Source organism: Pseudomonas frederiksbergensis, from assembly GCF_035751725.1.
In the GTDB taxonomy this organism is placed as follows: Bacteria; Pseudomonadota; Gammaproteobacteria; order Pseudomonadales; family Pseudomonadaceae; genus Aquipseudomonas; species Aquipseudomonas frederiksbergensis_A.
Map to the genome: position 1 here is coordinate 4,507,102 of NZ_CP142104.1, position 14,290 is coordinate 4,521,391.

At 61.1% G+C, this 14,290-nt stretch carries 17 protein-coding genes; 8 read left to right on the forward strand and 9 right to left on the reverse strand.

What is annotated here, in order from left to right:
- Positions 1–12: 12 nt before the first annotated feature.
- Positions 13–1,356: an imelysin family protein gene (locus tag VQ575_RS20040; protein ID WP_039593811.1), complete on the forward strand. Its 1,344-nt coding sequence runs from the start codon at positions 13–15 to the stop codon at positions 1,354–1,356.
- Positions 1,357–1,455: 99 nt separating this feature from the next.
- Here the strand turns inward: VQ575_RS20040 and VQ575_RS20045 are convergent, their stop codons facing one another.
- From VQ575_RS20045 to VQ575_RS20055, 3 genes are all read right to left on the reverse strand, one after another.
- Positions 1,456–2,691 carry an RNA polymerase sigma factor gene (locus VQ575_RS20045; protein WP_039593810.1) on the reverse strand — a complete coding sequence of 412 codons (1,236 nt, stop codon included), beginning with the start codon at positions 2,689–2,691 and terminating at the stop codon, positions 1,456–1,458.
- A gap of 92 nt (positions 2,692–2,783) precedes the next feature.
- Positions 2,784–3,128, reverse strand: a complete 345-nt coding sequence (locus VQ575_RS20050; RefSeq protein WP_039593809.1) for a YciI family protein — start codon at positions 3,126–3,128, stop codon at positions 2,784–2,786.
- Between the two features lie 56 nt (positions 3,129–3,184).
- Positions 3,185–3,619: a YybH family protein gene (locus VQ575_RS20055; RefSeq protein ID WP_039593808.1), complete on the reverse strand. Its 435-nt coding sequence runs from the start codon at positions 3,617–3,619 to the stop codon at positions 3,185–3,187.
- A gap of 141 nt (positions 3,620–3,760) precedes the next feature.
- Here VQ575_RS20055 and VQ575_RS20060 point away from each other — a divergent pair, with 141 nt between their 5' ends.
- On the forward strand, positions 3,761–4,276 hold the full coding sequence (locus VQ575_RS20060) for a GNAT family N-acetyltransferase (protein WP_039593807.1): 516 nt from the start codon (positions 3,761–3,763) through the stop codon (positions 4,274–4,276).
- A gap of 3 nt (positions 4,277–4,279) precedes the next feature.
- The gene (locus tag VQ575_RS20065; protein ID WP_039593806.1) at positions 4,280–4,882 is read left to right on the forward strand and encodes a pyridoxamine 5'-phosphate oxidase family protein; all 603 of its coding nucleotides are present in this window, start codon (positions 4,280–4,282) and stop codon (positions 4,880–4,882) included.
- Positions 4,883–4,918: 36 nt separating this feature from the next.
- Here VQ575_RS20065 and VQ575_RS20070 read toward each other — a convergent pair whose 3' ends face one another.
- Positions 4,919–5,407: a GyrI-like domain-containing protein gene (locus VQ575_RS20070; RefSeq protein WP_039593805.1), complete on the reverse strand. Its 489-nt coding sequence runs from the start codon at positions 5,405–5,407 to the stop codon at positions 4,919–4,921.
- A gap of 79 nt (positions 5,408–5,486) precedes the next feature.
- On the reverse strand, positions 5,487–6,149 hold the full coding sequence (locus VQ575_RS20075; RefSeq protein ID WP_039593804.1) for a LysE family translocator: 663 nt from the start codon (positions 6,147–6,149) through the stop codon (positions 5,487–5,489).
- Between the two features lie 207 nt (positions 6,150–6,356).
- Between VQ575_RS20075 and alaC the strand changes: the two genes are divergently transcribed.
- Complete coding sequence (gene alaC / locus VQ575_RS20080; RefSeq protein WP_039593803.1) at positions 6,357–7,574, forward strand: alanine transaminase; 1,218 nt, start codon at positions 6,357–6,359, stop codon at positions 7,572–7,574.
- 120 nt (positions 7,575–7,694) lie between these two features.
- Here alaC and VQ575_RS20085 read toward each other — a convergent pair whose 3' ends face one another.
- On the reverse strand, positions 7,695–9,047 hold the full coding sequence (locus tag VQ575_RS20085; RefSeq protein ID WP_039593802.1) for a GntP family permease: 1,353 nt from the start codon (positions 9,045–9,047) through the stop codon (positions 7,695–7,697).
- A 92-nt stretch (positions 9,048–9,139) separates the two neighbouring features.
- A complete protein-coding gene (locus VQ575_RS20090; RefSeq protein ID WP_039593801.1) occupies positions 9,140–9,673 on the reverse strand; it encodes a gluconokinase in 534 nt (177 codons plus the stop codon).
- Between the two features lie 216 nt (positions 9,674–9,889).
- Here VQ575_RS20090 and gntR point away from each other — a divergent pair, with 216 nt between their 5' ends.
- The 3 genes from gntR (at position 9,890) to VQ575_RS20105 (ending at position 12,114) form a co-directional block, all read left to right on the forward strand.
- A complete protein-coding gene (gene gntR / locus VQ575_RS20095) occupies positions 9,890–10,921 on the forward strand; it encodes an HTH-type transcriptional regulator GntR (protein WP_039593836.1) in 1,032 nt (343 codons plus the stop codon).
- A gap of 159 nt (positions 10,922–11,080) precedes the next feature.
- Positions 11,081–11,605, forward strand: coding sequence for a hypothetical protein (locus tag VQ575_RS20100; RefSeq protein ID WP_039593800.1), 525 nt, complete (start codon positions 11,081–11,083; stop codon positions 11,603–11,605).
- A gap of 86 nt (positions 11,606–11,691) precedes the next feature.
- Positions 11,692–12,114, forward strand: a complete 423-nt coding sequence (locus VQ575_RS20105; RefSeq protein WP_039593799.1) for a GNAT family N-acetyltransferase — start codon at positions 11,692–11,694, stop codon at positions 12,112–12,114.
- Positions 12,115–12,146: 32 nt separating this feature from the next.
- On the opposite strand, the gene def is transcribed toward VQ575_RS20105, so the two are convergent.
- Both def and VQ575_RS20115 read right to left on the reverse strand, forming a co-directional pair.
- Positions 12,147–12,686 (reverse strand): peptide deformylase, encoded by a 540-nt coding sequence (gene def / locus VQ575_RS20110; RefSeq protein WP_039593798.1) that lies wholly within the window; start codon positions 12,684–12,686, stop codon positions 12,147–12,149.
- Positions 12,683–13,633, reverse strand: a complete 951-nt coding sequence (locus tag VQ575_RS20115) for a YihY/virulence factor BrkB family protein (RefSeq protein ID WP_039593797.1) — start codon at positions 13,631–13,633, stop codon at positions 12,683–12,685. Before VQ575_RS20115 ends, def begins: the two co-directional genes overlap by 4 nt.
- Positions 13,634–13,879: 246 nt before the next feature.
- Between VQ575_RS20115 and VQ575_RS20120 the strand changes: the two genes are divergently transcribed.
- Positions 13,880–14,257: a hypothetical protein gene (locus VQ575_RS20120; protein WP_039593796.1), complete on the forward strand. Its 378-nt coding sequence runs from the start codon at positions 13,880–13,882 to the stop codon at positions 14,255–14,257.
- The last annotated feature ends 33 nt before the right edge of the window (positions 14,258–14,290 follow it).

Here is a 14,290-nt window from a genome sequence, read left to right on the forward strand (position 1 = left end):
AGGATGTTCGCCATGATTCGTATGCCTCTGGCTACCGCCAGTCTGTTGGCCATCGCTATTTCCCTCGCCGGTTGCGGCGAAGGCAAAGACAAGGCCGCCGCGCCGCAAGCGCCAACGCCGGCCGCCAGCACCGCTGCACCGGCGGCCCCCGCTGCCGCTGGCAAGATCGACGAAGCCGCCGCCAAGGCAGTTGTCGCGCATTACGCCGACATCGTCTACGCCGTCTACAGCGATGCCGAATCCACCGCGAAAACCCTGCAAACCGCCGTCGACGCCTTCCTGGCCAAGCCGAACGCCGATACCCTGAAAGCCGCGAAGGCTGCCTGGGTCGCCGCGCGCGTACCTTACCTGCAGAGCGAAGTGTTCCGCTTTGGCAACACCATCATCGATGACTGGGAAGGTCAACTGAACGCATGGCCCCTGGACGAAGGCCTGATCGACTACGTCGATAAATCCTACGAGCACGCCTTGGGTAACCCGGGTGCCACCGCCAACATCATCGCCAATACCGAAGTCCAGGTCGGCGAAGACAAGGTCGACGTCAAGGACATCACCCCGGAAAAACTCGCCAGCCTGAACGAGCTGGGTGGTTCCGAGGCCAACGTTGCCACCGGCTACCACGCCATCGAATTCCTGCTGTGGGGCCAGGACCTCAACGGCACCGGCCCTGGCGCTGGCAATCGCCCGGCCTCCGACTACCTGGAAGGCGCAGGCGCCACTGGTGGCCACAACGATCGTCGTCGTGCCTACCTGAAGTCCGTCACCCAGCTGCTGGTCAACGACCTGCAGGAAATGGTCGGCAACTGGAAGCCGAACGTGGCCGACAACTACCGCGCCACCCTGGAAGCCGAACCGGCCGAAAGCGGCCTGCGCAAGATGCTGTTCGGCATGGGCAGCCTGTCCCTGGGCGAACTGGCGGGCGAGCGCATGAAAGTCTCCCTGGAAGCCAACTCTCCGGAAGACGAACAGGATTGCTTCAGCGACAACACCCACAACTCGCACTTCTACGATGCCAAGGGTGTGCGTAACGTTTACCTGGGCGAATACACCCGCGTAGACGGCACCAAGCTGACCGGCGCCAGCCTGTCCTCCTTGGTGGCGAAAGCCGACCCGGCCGCCGACACCGCGCTCAAGGCCGACCTGGCCGATACCGAAGCCAAGATCCAGGTCATGGTCGATCACGCCAACAAGGGCGAGCACTACGACCAACTGATCGCCGCCGGCAACACTGCGGGTAACCAGATCGTACGCGACGCCATCGCCGCGCTGGTCAAGCAGACCGGCTCGATCGAACAGGCCGCCGGCAAGCTGGGCATCAGCGACCTGAACCCGGACAGCGCTGATCACGAGTTCTGATCAACGCCGGACGATTGAAAGAGGCGACCTTCGGGTCGCCTTTTTTGTTTGACGTGTCTTCAGCGCACGGACATAAGGGACCCCTGTGCTCGGCCTCCCTTATTGCAACCCGGCAAGCCGGGCTTCGATAAACCGCCGCTCCGGCAACTGCTGCGTCAATTCAAGCGCACGTCGATACGCCGCCCTCGCCTCTTCCACCCGCCCGAGCTGTCGACAGAACTCCGCCCGCGCCGAATGGGCCAGGTGGTAGTCGTCCAGATCGCCCCGGCCGAGTATTCCATTGACCAAACTCAACCCAGCCTGCGGCCCGTCGCGCTTGGCGAGGGCGGCCGCGCGGTTGAGTTCGATGACCGGCGAAGGCAGTGCACGCAGCAGCACATCGTAGAGGCCGACGATCTGCGGCCAGTCGGTCTCCTGCGCTGTCGGCGCTTCGGCGTGCACCGCAGCGATCGCCGCTTGCAGGCAATAAGGTCCGAACCGCCGGGTATTGAGCGCGGCCTCGACCATGGCGCAACCCTCGGCAATCATTGCCTGATCCCACAGCGATCGGTCCTGCTCATCCAATAAAACCAGCTCACCGGCCATCGACATCCGCGCCGGTCGCCGCGATTCGTGCAACAGCATCAACGCCAGCAACCCCATGACTTCGGCTTCCGGCAACAGCTCCACCAGCAGGCGCGCCAGGCGTATGGCTTCGCGGGTCAGGTCTTCGCGGATCAACTCGGCGCCCATCGACGCCGAGTACCCCTCGTTGAAGACCAGGTAAATCACGCGCAGGACACTGTCGAGTCGTTCGGGCAATTCCGTGCGGGACGGCACCTGGTAGGGAATCTTCGCATCGCGGATCTTCGCCTTGGCCCGCACGATGCGCTGGGCAATGGCCGCTGGCGCGGCAAGAAAGGCGTGGGCGATCTCCTCGGTGGTCAGGTCACACACTTCACGCAGCGTCAGCGGCACCTGCGCGTCAGCCGCCAGGGCCGGGTGGCAACAGGTGAAAATCAGCCGCAGGCGATCGTCCTCCACGTCTTCATCACTCCACTCGGCCTGCTCCAATGCCTCGATCTGTGCAATCAACATCGGCTGCGACGCCACGAAGCGCGCCCGCCGACGCAGGCTGTCGATCGCCTTGAAACGCCCGGCCGATACCAGCCAGGCCCGCGGATTGTCCGGTACTCCGTCGCGCTGCCAGCGCTCGACCGCGATGAAGAAGGCCTCGTGCAGGGCTTCTTCAGCGAGGTCGAAATCCCCCAGCAGGCGAATCAAGGTTGCCAGGATTCGCCGCGAGTCCTGCCGGTAGACCTGCTCGACCCGTGCCTTGACCGCTTCGGCCGACATCAATCGGGATGGCCTTGGATTGACGGACTGTTGAATCGTGTGGAGCAAGCTGGCTCAAGACTCATGGAGGCGATCCTGTCGATGACCATTGTTCAGACATTCAGTTGGCGTACCGGCCGGACCTCGACGCAGCCAACCCGGGCCGCCGGTATGTTGCCGGCGACCTGGATGGCTTCGTTCAAGTCCTTGGCGTCGATCAGGTAGAAGCCCGCCAGTTGTTCCTTGGTTTCGGCGAACGGGCCGTCGGTGATCGACAGCTTGCCGCCGCGCATGCGCACCGTGGTGGCGGTCTGCACCGACTCCAGGGCTTCGGCCGCAACCATCCGGCCGCTGCGCTGGATCGATTCGGCGTAGTCCATGCACTCGGCGTCCTCGGGACTGTCCGCCGAGTTATGCAGGACCTGTTCGTTGCTGTAAACCAGGCATAAATACTTCATGGAAAGCTCCGTGATCAGGCTGATCGACAAGGATGGCAGAAGCGAACCGCAGCCGCTCAGGGCTGCAGGTCGAAAATCGCTGTCCCGGCCATCGGATCGAACGGCGCCGACCAATGCTCATGGACGATTTTCCACTGCCCAGCCGAACGCTTGTAGCAGGCCGTCACGCGCATCCAGCAGGCCTGTTCCTCGCCTTTTTCGTTGGTGCCACCGCAATAGGCCAACCAATGGGCGAACGCAATGTCATCAGCCGCGCTGATCTGGACCTGGTGAAAATCGAACTTGTGCGGGCCCGGGCACATCTCCATGCAGGCCTCCCAGTGAGCCTGGTAGGCGACCTTGCCCTTGAATTGCAGGGCCTGGATGGCATCGAATGAAACAATGTCGTCGGCATACAGCGCCATGACCTTCTTCACGTCCTTGGCCATCACGGCTTGGCGATAAGTGTCGATCAGCGTCTGGATTTCGGTTTCGGCAGCTTGGGTATTCATGGTGATTCTCCGCAGGTTTTTGTTAGAGACACCCTTTGTCGATTGGAGAAACGGCAAATCGACAGCTAAACAAAAATAATCCAAAGAAAAAATTTCGCTAGAATCCAAGGTCCATTCTGTCAGCAAACAACGGACGTTTTCGTGACCGCTCAGCTCGTACCTTATGAAGACCTGACCCCGCTGCAACGGCAACAGGTCGAATCCATCGAAATCCACCCCGAACAAATCAAATTCTCCGGCGACATCCACGGTGCGCTGCACACGTTGCTGTCCAAGCCCGGCCCAGGGGTCAAGGGTTTCGCGCTGTTGGCCGGCGAAGTGCCGGTGGCCTTCCTGCTGCTCAAGCGTCCGCCCGTGCTGCCGGCCTGGGCCGACGAGCACAGCGCGACCCTGCACGCCTTGCAAGTCGACCATCGCGCCCAGGGCAAAGGCTACGGCAAGGCCTGCCTGCAAGCGCTACCCGCCGCGGCTCGCGCGGCGTGGCCGGAAATCAAGGGACTGGAGCTGTCGGTCGATGCGGACAACGACTCGGCCATTGGTCTTTATACCCGGCTGGGCTGGGTCGACAGCGGAGAAGCCTACAAGGGCCGCATCGGTTATGAACGGCGGATGGGCTTGGTGTTCCAGCCAGACGAATCTGCCGCCGGGGAGGCCTGAACCATGTTGACATCGATTGAACAACTGGAAGCCATCTACGGCCAGCCCCATGAACGGGCAGTACGCAAACAGATCCCTTTTCTCAACGAGGATTACCAGGCGATGGTCCGGGCCTCGCCAATGGTGGTCATCGGCTCGGCAGGGCCGGATGGCCTGGACAGTTCGCCCCGTGGCGACGCACCGGGTTTCGTGCAGATCCTCGACGAACACACCTTGGCGCTCCCCGACCGCCCGGGCAATAACCGCATCGACACCCTACGCAACGTTCTTCATGACCCGCGGGTGTCGCTGCTGTTCATTATCCCCGGGATCGGCGAAACGTTGCGAGTCAACGGCAGCGCGCGCGTCAGCGCCGAACCCGAGCTGCTCGAGCGCTTCGCAGTCGATGGGAAGCTGCCTCGCACGGTATTGCTGGTCACGGTCGAAGCGGCATTTTTTCATTGTTCCAAGGCCATCGTGCGCTCGCAGCTGTGGAACCCGGAGCGCCACCTTGATCGCTCGACAGTCCCTAGCGCCGGAGCGATCCACAAGCGTCTGGATGAGGGGTTCGATGCCGAGGCCTACGACCGCGAGACACCTGCCCGGGTGCAGGCCAGCCTATATTGAACAACCCTCTTCGCGCTCAAGGACCAATGGACCAAGTCACTTTGGCTTGAGGGGTATCCAGATTTCCAGGCTGCCTTCGCCGGTACGAGGGTTGAAATCTTCACTGTAGCGCTCGAACTCCGGCTCATCAGCCGCCTGATGGCCGGATTGCGGCAGCCATTCCTTCCAGATGTACTGGAAGGTCTCCGGCAGGTTTTTCAGCGGCCCCTTGTGCTCGAACACTGCGTACGGCCCGGGCTGGACCTCGATCCAACGGTATTGTTCGGGCAGATCGTCGAGGCGGCTGATTTCCACGCCAGCGATGTATTCGAAGCCGCCCTTACCGTCCGGGTTGCAGCACACCCCGTAGGTTACTTCATCTTTTTGCCCCGGAACCTTGCCGAGCCAAGGCAGGAATTTTTCCCAGAGCTGCGGGATGTCCTCGGCGGTGTCCTGGGTAAAACGCGCGCCGAAACCGGCGATGAGCTGAAAGCGTCCCTGCTCGAAGCGAGGCTCGGCTGCGTTAACGCGTTCTTGCGTTTCCATTGCTTCAACACTCCGGAAAATCTGAAGTCGGGCTTGGCAGTATAGAAGCCAAACCGTAATTGCCAGGCCGTTTCGCTTGTCAAAGTCCGGGCAAGCCGGCCGCGTTTACTTTTCCTACGAACTCGTTATAACCAGAAACAATCACATAGACCGCGAAATAACAGAAGATCGCCGCTGATGCCCAATAGGAATAGCGCAGCAATTTATCGCCCAGCAATTTTCCACCCTGGGTCGCTGCCAGGCACAGCCCCGCACTCCACAGCAGGCCGGCGCTGAGGAATCCACCCAGGAACAACGCCGAACTGAGCACCGTGCCACCACCTGAGCGGGCGATCAGCGTCCCGCCCACCGCGGCAAACCAGAGGATGGCGCTGGGCGATGACATGGCGAGGAAAATCCCGCGGAAAAATTCCTGGCGCGGCGAGTTGCCTCGAGTCTCGCCCGCCTCAGCCAGCACCGCGCTGTGATAGATCGCCGAATGAATCATCTTCGCGGCGAAATACAGGAGCAGCACCGAGCCGCCGATCCACAACACCCAACGCACCGCTTCGTATTGCAACAGAACGGTCATTCCGGCCAACGCCAGGATTGCGTAGACCAAGTCCCCCACGCAGGTGCCAAGGCCCAAGGCGAAGCCCTGGAAATAGCCCCGCTGCATCGCCAGGGTGATCATCGCGATGTTGGCCACGCCAATGTCCAGGCACAGCGAAAGGCTCAGCAGGAAACCGCTGGAAAATTCCATTGTTCATTCCATCAGGATTGGGTATGCGTATTCAGCCGTCCGCAAGGTCGTTCGGTGGCCCTGCAGCCAGGGCGACAGTGTCGTCGAAAAATGTTCGGCGCGGCTACTGGACAATTTGATATCAGGCCGATTATCTTGCGCCGCAGGCCACCGCAGTGGCCAACGTCGCTCGGACGGTTCCGGGCGCTCACGTATTTCGAGGCAACAATGGCCGAACAAGGTTCGCCGCGCCGCTTTGCGCGCATCGATCGACTCCCCCCGTACGTATTCAATATCACTGCCGAGCTGAAGATGGCTGCGCGTCGGCGCGGCGAAGACATCATCGACTTGAGCATGGGTAACCCAGACGGCGCCACGCCTCCACACATCGTGGAAAAACTGGTCACTGTCGCCCAGCGTGAAGACACCCACGGCTATTCCACGTCCAAAGGCATCCCGCGCCTGCGCCGCGCCATTTCGCGCTGGTACAAAGACCGCTATGAAGTGGACATCGACCCGGAAAGCGAAGCCATCGTCACCATCGGTTCCAAGGAAGGCCTGGCGCACCTGATGCTGGCCACCCTGGACCAGGGCGACACGGTGCTGGTCCCCAACCCCAGCTACCCGATCCACATCTACGGCGCGGTGATTGCCGGCGCCCAGGTGCGTTCGGTGCCGCTGGTGCCTGGCGTGGATTTCTTCGACGAACTGGAGCGGGCCATTCGCGGCTCGATCCCCAAGCCGAAGATGATGATCCTGGGCTTTCCGTCCAACCCCACCGCCCAGTGCGTGGAGCTGGACTTCTTCGAACGGGTCATCGCCCTGGCCAAGCAGTACGATGTCCTGGTGATCCACGACCTGGCCTACGCCGACATCGTCTATGACGGCTGGAAAGCCCCGTCGATCATGCAAGTGCCGGGAGCAAAAGACATCGCGGTGGAGTTCTTCACCCTGTCCAAGAGCTACAACATGGCCGGCTGGCGCATCGGCTTCATGGTCGGCAATCCGGAACTGGTCAACGCCCTGGCGCGGATCAAGAGCTACCACGACTACGGCACTTTCACTCCGTTGCAAGTGGCCGCCATCGCCGCCCTCGAAGGCGACCAGCAATGCGTGCGCGATATCGCCGAGCAGTACCGCCAACGCCGCAATGTATTGGTCAAGGGCCTGCATGAGCTGGGCTGGATGGTGGAAAACCCGAAGGCGTCGATGTACGTCTGGGCGAAGATTCCCGAAGCCTATGCGCACATGGGTTCATTGGAATTTGCCAAGAAGCTGCTGGCCGAGGCCAAGGTCTGCGTCTCGCCGGGGGTGGGGTTCGGGGAATACGGGGATGATCACGTGCGCTTCGCACTGATCGAGAACCAGGACCGGATTCGCCAGGCGGTGCGGGGAATCCGAGGGATGTTCCGGGCGGATGGGTTGGTAAGCAAACCTGGCGCCTGACACAAGACCCAATGTGGGAGCGGGCTTGCTCGCGAAGGCAGACTGACAGTCAACAAACAGGTTGAGTGTTAAATCGTCTTCGCGAGCAAGCCCGCTCCCACAGTTATTTTGCAGTGGTTGTCAGATCACCAACGACAGCAGCAAGATAAAGATCAAGCCCACCACCGACAGGATGGTTTCCATCGCGGTCCAGGTCTTGAACGTTTCGGCCACGGTCATGTTGAAGTACTGCTTGACCAGCCAGAAGCCTGCATCGTTTACGTGGGACAGGATCAACGAACCGGCACCGGTCGCCAGTACCAGCAGCTCACGGTTCACGCCTGGCATCATCCCAACGACAGGCACCACGATCCCGGCACCGGTGATGGTCGCCACGGTCGCCGAGCCTGTGGCGATGCGGATCACCGCAGCCACCAGCCACGCCAACAGGATCGGCGAAATCTGCGCGCTCACCGCCATGTGGCCGATCACATCGCCCACGCCGCTGGTCACCAGCATCTGCTTGAAGCCACCGCCAGCGCCGATGATCAGGATGATCGCGGCGGTCGGTGCAAGGCTGGCGTCCAGCCATTTGAGCATTTGGTTGGAACCGATGCCCTGCTTGTAGCCAAAGGTGTACAGCGACAGCAGCAATGCCAGCAACAGTGCCGAGATCGGGTGGCCGATCATGTCCATCCAGACGCGGAACAGGTTGCCGTCCGGCAGCGCCACGTCAGCGAACGTCTTGAGCAGCATCAGGAATACCGGCGACAGCACGGTGATCAAGGTGATGCTGAAGCTAGGCAGCTCGGCGGAGTTCGTCTCGCGAGCCAGTTGGTCCACCAGTTCCTGGTTCGGATGGCCGGGGATGTGCTTGGCAATGAACGTACCGAAGATCGGGCCGGCGATGATGGCAGTCGGCAGCGCGACGATCAGGCCATAGAGAATGGTCTTGCCGATGTCGGCGCCAAAGATGCCGATCGCCAGCAGCGGACCCGGGTGCGGCGGCACCAGGCCATGGACTGCGGAAAGACCCGCCAGCAACGGGATACCAATCTTGATGATCGAAACGCCGGTACGGCGCGCCACGATGAACACCAGCGGGATCAGCAGCACGAAGCCGATCTCGAAGAACAGCGGGATGCCCACCAGGAACGCAGCGAACATCATCGCCCACTGCACCTTATCCTTGCCGAAGGCACGGATCAGGGTCTGGGCGATCTGGTCGGCCCCGCCCGACTCGGCCATCATTTTGCCGAGCATCGTGCCCAGCGCCAGGATGATGCCGACAAAGCCCAGCACGCCACCGAAGCCGTCCTGGAACGCCTTGATGATGGTGCCGGTCGGCATGCCCGACGTCAGGCCGAGGAACGCGGCGGCGATGGTCAGCGCAATGAACGGGTGGAATTTGAACTTGGTGATGAGGACGATGAGTCCGATCACCGTGACCACTGCATCAAGCAGTAGGAACGTCTCGTGGGACATGCCGAACATGGGAGGTGTCTCCTGATTTGTTGTTGTTATTGAAGCAGTTATTTATGGGCCGTCGGGACAGCGCTATCTTTCTGACGCGATTTTTATGAAACTCAACTGGCGAGCTTCAAACCGTGGGCCAACCACCAGACGTAAGCCTGGCGGGCCAGCTCGTCGATGCTGTGGCTGGACGCGTCCAGAGCCAGGGTCAGGGGCTCGCCGACAGGGGATTCAAGGGTGGCAAACTGGCTGTCGATCAAGGTCGACGGCATGAAATGGCCGGGACGGTGGGAAACACGGTCGGCGGCCACTTCGGGGGTCAATTCAAGGAATACGAAACCCAGGCCCGGCAAGGCACTGCGCAGACGCTCGCGATAGCTGTGCTTGAGGGCCGAGCAGGTCAGCACCGGGCGTGCACCCGTCGCGTCGACACGGCGCAACTCGTCGCACAGGCTGTCGAGCCAGCCGGCACGGTCATCGTCATTCAGGGGAATACCGGCGCTCATCTTCTTGATGTTGGCCGCAGGGTGAAACGTGTCGCCTTCAATGGCGGTGGCGCCGCTCAATTGGCACAGGGCCTGGCTGACGCAGGTTTTGCCGCAACCGGCAACGCCCATGATGACCAGGGCGGTGATTGGATTATTCATGTAACACCTCAGCGCGCAGACAGCGCTACCTTTGCCAGTTATGACACCGCAGCAAAAGCAGAAGTTGCCGACGCCTTCTTGTCATTTTTGTGGTTGCAGCATGTTCGTCCACGACACCAACGGTTGGAGGATCAGGCAACCCCCGTTCATGCATTTGCAGGCGCGTCGAGACAGCGCTACCTTAGTGCCTTGATTTTTGTTTGGCAAGCCGCCCTGATGACCGTCCCTAAAAACGATAAGAATACACGCACCACCGGTCGCCCCACGCTCAATGAAGTCGCACGCCTGGCCGGTGTCAGCCCCATCACCGCCTCTCGGGCCCTGCGCGGCGTCAGCACCGTGGCCGTTGAATTGGTGGAAAAAGTCCGCCAGGCCGCCGTGGAGCTCAACTATGTCGTCAACCCCGCCGCCCGCGCCCTCGCCTCGGCCCAGAGCCATTCGGTGGTGGTGCTGGTGCCGTCGTTGTCCAACCTGTTGTTCATCGACACCCTGGAAGCCATCCATCGGGTCCTGCGGCCCAAGGGCTTCGAAGTGGTGATCGGCAACTACCACTACTCACGGGATGAAGAAGAAAACCTGCTGCGCAACTACATGGCCTACCAGCCCCGTGGCTTGTTGCTGACCGGATTCGACCGTACCGAAAGCGCCCGGCGCATGATCGAGGCCAGCAACATTCCATGCGTGTACATGATGGAACTGGACCCTGGCGCCGGCCTCAACTGCGTGGGATTTTCCCAGCTCAAGGCCGGCGAGACCGCCGCCGAGCACTTGGTTTCCCGAGGTCGCAAGCGCCTGGCCTACATCGGCGCGCAACTGGACCAACGTACGTTGCTGCGCGGCGAAGGTTTTCGTCGCGCGCTGCAGAAGGCCGGGCTTTACGATCCTGATCTGGAAGTGCTTACCCCTCGCCCGTCATCGGTGGGTCTGGGCGGCGAGTTATTCCTGCAACTGCTGGCCAGCCATCCGGACGTCGACGCCATCTTCTTCGGCAACGATGACCTGGCGCACGGTGCCCTGCTCGAAGCGTTGCGCAATGGCATCAAGGTCCCCGAGCAGGTTTCGATCCTGGGCTTCAACGACCTGCCCGCCTCGGCTCACATGGTCCCGCGCTTGAGCAGCATCAGCACCCCGCGGGAAGCCATTGGCCGCCGCGCCGCCGAGCAGATGCTCACGTTGATGGCTGGTAATCGCATTGCCCAGCCGGTCGTGGACCTGGGTTTCGAACTCAAGGTTCGCGAAAGTACCTGAGGCTCGGCACGATGCGGTCGATCCCTGCCGACGAACGGCAAGGATTGGCCGCCTCCGCTGCAAGCAACTTTCCCGCAGCCCTTGAAATACGGGCCCCTGCGGCGATGGCACGGGAAATGCTCCTGCCCATCGCTCAGCCATTACCCACAGGTACACATCATGTTGGTCAGTGCCAAACAGCAAGCGATGATCATGCCGATCAAGCGGTCGGAAAGGGACCCTGCCGCCGAAGCCGCCAGCGGCCTTCAGAGCGCCGCGCTACAAGCGCTGCGCGATAACCTCCATGGCGCCCAGGTCCAGGAGTCCGCGACGGAACAAGCCACACAACAGGTCAACGCAGCTACCGCCATCAGCGACAACGTCGACGAAGCCTTCGCCAAGACCCGTGTGCAACTGCAGACGGTTGGCTCTTCAGCCCCTGAAGACATCAGCTCTGCCATGGCGCAGTTCAAGGACTACATGAGCAAGACGCCGGAAGAGCGCCTGCGCGACAGCATCCTCGAAGAGATGGGCATTACCGAAGAGGAATACGAGGCGATGCCGCCCGAGAAGCAGCTGGCGGTCGGCGAGGAAATTGCCCAGCGCATGCAGGACAAGGCGGCAATGGCACAGGTTGAAAAAGCCCAGGAAAGCCGGTCGGATGAGAAAAACCCGGCCACGGACATGTTCCTCGCCTCGCTGTGAATCCGTCAGACAAGCGCCGGGAGTCTCCCGGCGCATTGTTTGCTCCCTTACAATCCCCCGCTTTCATTCCCCACCGCACCTGCGCCATGTCCGAATTCCATTGCACACGTCTCGACGAACCCCTGTGGCCGTTGATGAACAAGTTCTACCGCGCCCATCAATCCTCGATGAAAGCCGTGCGCGACGCACAGCTGTGGGTGGCGCGGCGCGAGGAAATCGTCGCAGCACTGTGCCTGCGACCGGTTTCGGGTGGGCATTGGCTGACGGGGCTGTTTGTCGACCCGGCGTACCGCACGCAGGGCATCGCGGGGCGGTTGATCGCCGAAGCGGTGAAAAACCTGGACGCGCCGGTGTGGTTGTTTTGCCACCCCGATCTACGCCGTTTTTACGAGCGACAAGGGTTCGGTTTCGACCCTGACCTGCCCTACGCGATGGCCGAGCGCCTGAGTCGTTATGCGCGCAGCAAGCCGATGATCGCGATGGGACTGAAGCGGAATAAACAGTCCTGAAGGTGCAGCTCATATCAGAGGTGTGTGGATGTTCAATCGTCGGCCGTGGGGTCCAGATCCGGAAACATCACCTCGGTGAATCCGAACTTGCTGAAATCGGTGATGCGCGACGGATACAAGCGACCGATCAGGTGGTCGCATTCATGCTGGACCACCCGCGCATGAAAGCCCGAGGCGATGCGCACGATCGGCTCGCCCTTGGGGTCGAAACCTTCGTAGCGGATCTGCTGGTAGCGATCCACCGCGCCGCGCAAGCCTGGCACCGACAGGCAGCCTTCAAAGCCTTCCTCCATCAACGGACTCAGCGGCGTGATCAACGGGTTGATCAGGATTGTCTGCGGCACCGCCTCGGCATCGGGATAACGCTCGCTGTGCTCGAAGCCGAAGATCACCAGTTGCAGGTCTACACCGATCTGCGGCGCCGCCAGGCCGACGCCGCCGACGCTTTCCATGGTCTGGAACATGTCGTCGATCAACTGCCACAACTCGGGACTGTCGAACATTTCCGGCGGCACCGGCGGGGCAATGCGCAACAGGCGCTCGTCGCCCATCTTGAGGATTTCGCGAATCATGGTCGGGCTTCGTCAGTGTGGGTGTGGTGGATGGAATGGTCGCGCCCCAGGCCCGACACATGCTGTTTTTCGTGCTCGCCGGGGTTCTTTTCGCCAGGATCCTTGCCTTCGGCGGACATGTGCTCGATCACCGCGTTCATTTCCGCACCGAGCAACAGCACGGCCGCCGAGATATAAAAGTACAACAACAGCACGATGATTGCCCCGATACTGCCATACATGGCGTTGTAGTCGGCGAAGGTCTTGACGTAGAACGCGAAGCCCAGGGACGCGATGATCCACACCACAACAGCCAATACCGAACCCGGCGTGATGAAGCGAAACTCCTGCTTGACGTCCGGCATCACGTAATAGATCAGCGCCACCGCCACCATCAGCAAAAACACGATGACCGGCCAGCGCGCAATAGTCCAGACCGTGACGATGAATTCCTCCAGCCCGATCTGCGCGGCAATCCAACCCATCACTTGCGGACCCAGTACCATCAAGGCCGCGGCGGCCAGCAGCATGCCGGCAATGCCGACGGTGTAGAGAATCGACAGCGGAAAGCGCTTCCAGGCCGGACGTCCCTCTACCACGTCGTAGGCGGCGTTCATCGCGCTCATCATCAATCGCACGCCGGCCGACGCGGTCCACAGCGCAACCACGATACCCACCGAGAGCAATCCGCCCTTGGATTGCTGGAGCTGGTCGATCACCGGGTTGACTTGCTCCAACGCCTGGGGCGGCAGCACCAGTTCCGATTGCAGGCGCAGCCAGGAAAAGAAATCCGGCAGATGAAGGAAGCCAATCAGTGCAATCAGGAAAAGAATGAAGGGAAACAGCGAAAACAGCATCTGGTATGCCAGCGCGGAGGCATAGGTCGACATCTCGTCGTCGAGAAACTCTGTCACCGTGCGCATCATCACGCGATGCAGGGGCAAGCCTTTCAAGGCCGGGAACATCATAAGCGTCTCCTTTCGCCGCAAGAAAGAGGAGTCCGTGGCGACTCAAGGGCCGTTTTCTACATCAAAGTAGCCGGTTTGGCGACTTTGGAACACTGTCAGCGTTTTTCCCGCCGACGCAGAATTGACCGGCGATTCACGAGGCAAGTTTCATCGTTCGCACAGGCGGGGCTTTATGTTTGCCCGGCAACCGTCGAGAATGCCTCTCTATTCCGGCCTGGCCCGAAGCTCCAATCCCGTAGGAACGTTATGAAACTCGACAAAAAGCAGGCCATCGCCCGCAGGAACCAGCAACTGGGCGGCGCCGTCCTGGGTGTCAACAACTGCCATTTCAGCGAACTGAACCGCAACCGCAACATCTTCTGGTTCGACATTCCGGTGGCTCGCCTGGCCATCGGGCAGTACGAATGGATTCATCTGCTGTTGCACACACCGGCCACCGACGAGTTGTTGCACCTGAAGGTGCCAACCGTATTCCTGCGAGAAAAAATGGAAGGCCTGGAAGTGCGCAACCAGGGCAAACGCAAGGCCGCCCTGAGCCTGGAACTCAGTGCCGACAAGGATTCCTACCTGCAGGACATGCGGCCGGGTGGCACCAACCTGGATTTCGCGCAGTTCCGGTTGTAGCGCTCCGCTCCATAATAAAAAGCCCCGCATCGC

What these genes read in the sequence shown, in the direction of transcription:
- VQ575_RS20050 (WP_039593809.1), bottom strand. Translation starts at nt 3,128, where the DNA reads ATGAAGTATTTATGCCTGGTTTACAGCAACGAACAGGTCCTGCATAAC.
- VQ575_RS20055 (WP_039593808.1), bottom strand. Translation starts at nt 3,619, where the DNA reads ATGAATACCCAAGCTGCCGAAACCGAAATCCAGACGCTGATCGACACT.
- VQ575_RS20120 (WP_039593796.1), top strand. Translation starts at nt 13,880, where the DNA reads ATGAAACTCGACAAAAAGCAGGCCATCGCCCGCAGGAACCAGCAACTG.
- gntR (WP_039593836.1), top strand. Translation starts at nt 9,890, where the DNA reads ATGACCGTCCCTAAAAACGATAAGAATACACGCACCACCGGTCGCCCC.
- VQ575_RS20045 (WP_039593810.1), bottom strand. Translation starts at nt 2,691, where the DNA reads ATGTCGGCCGAAGCGGTCAAGGCACGGGTCGAGCAGGTCTACCGGCAG.
- VQ575_RS20085 (WP_039593802.1), bottom strand. Translation starts at nt 9,047, where the DNA reads ATGTTCGGCATGTCCCACGAGACGTTCCTACTGCTTGATGCAGTGGTC.
- def (WP_039593798.1), bottom strand. Translation starts at nt 12,686, where the DNA reads ATGATTCGCGAAATCCTCAAGATGGGCGACGAGCGCCTGTTGCGCATT.
- VQ575_RS20065 (WP_039593806.1), top strand. Translation starts at nt 4,280, where the DNA reads ATGTTGACATCGATTGAACAACTGGAAGCCATCTACGGCCAGCCCCAT.
- VQ575_RS20075 (WP_039593804.1), bottom strand. Translation starts at nt 6,149, where the DNA reads ATGGAATTTTCCAGCGGTTTCCTGCTGAGCCTTTCGCTGTGCCTGGAC.
- VQ575_RS20070 (WP_039593805.1), bottom strand. Translation starts at nt 5,407, where the DNA reads ATGGAAACGCAAGAACGCGTTAACGCAGCCGAGCCTCGCTTCGAGCAG.
- VQ575_RS20105 (WP_039593799.1), top strand. Translation starts at nt 11,692, where the DNA reads ATGTCCGAATTCCATTGCACACGTCTCGACGAACCCCTGTGGCCGTTG.
- VQ575_RS20115 (WP_039593797.1), bottom strand. Translation starts at nt 13,633, where the DNA reads ATGATGTTCCCGGCCTTGAAAGGCTTGCCCCTGCATCGCGTGATGATG.
- VQ575_RS20040 (WP_039593811.1), top strand. Translation starts at nt 13, where the DNA reads ATGATTCGTATGCCTCTGGCTACCGCCAGTCTGTTGGCCATCGCTATT.
- alaC (WP_039593803.1), top strand. Translation starts at nt 6,357, where the DNA reads ATGGCCGAACAAGGTTCGCCGCGCCGCTTTGCGCGCATCGATCGACTC.
- VQ575_RS20100 (WP_039593800.1), top strand. Translation starts at nt 11,081, where the DNA reads ATGTTGGTCAGTGCCAAACAGCAAGCGATGATCATGCCGATCAAGCGG.
- VQ575_RS20090 (WP_039593801.1), bottom strand. Translation starts at nt 9,673, where the DNA reads ATGAATAATCCAATCACCGCCCTGGTCATCATGGGCGTTGCCGGTTGC.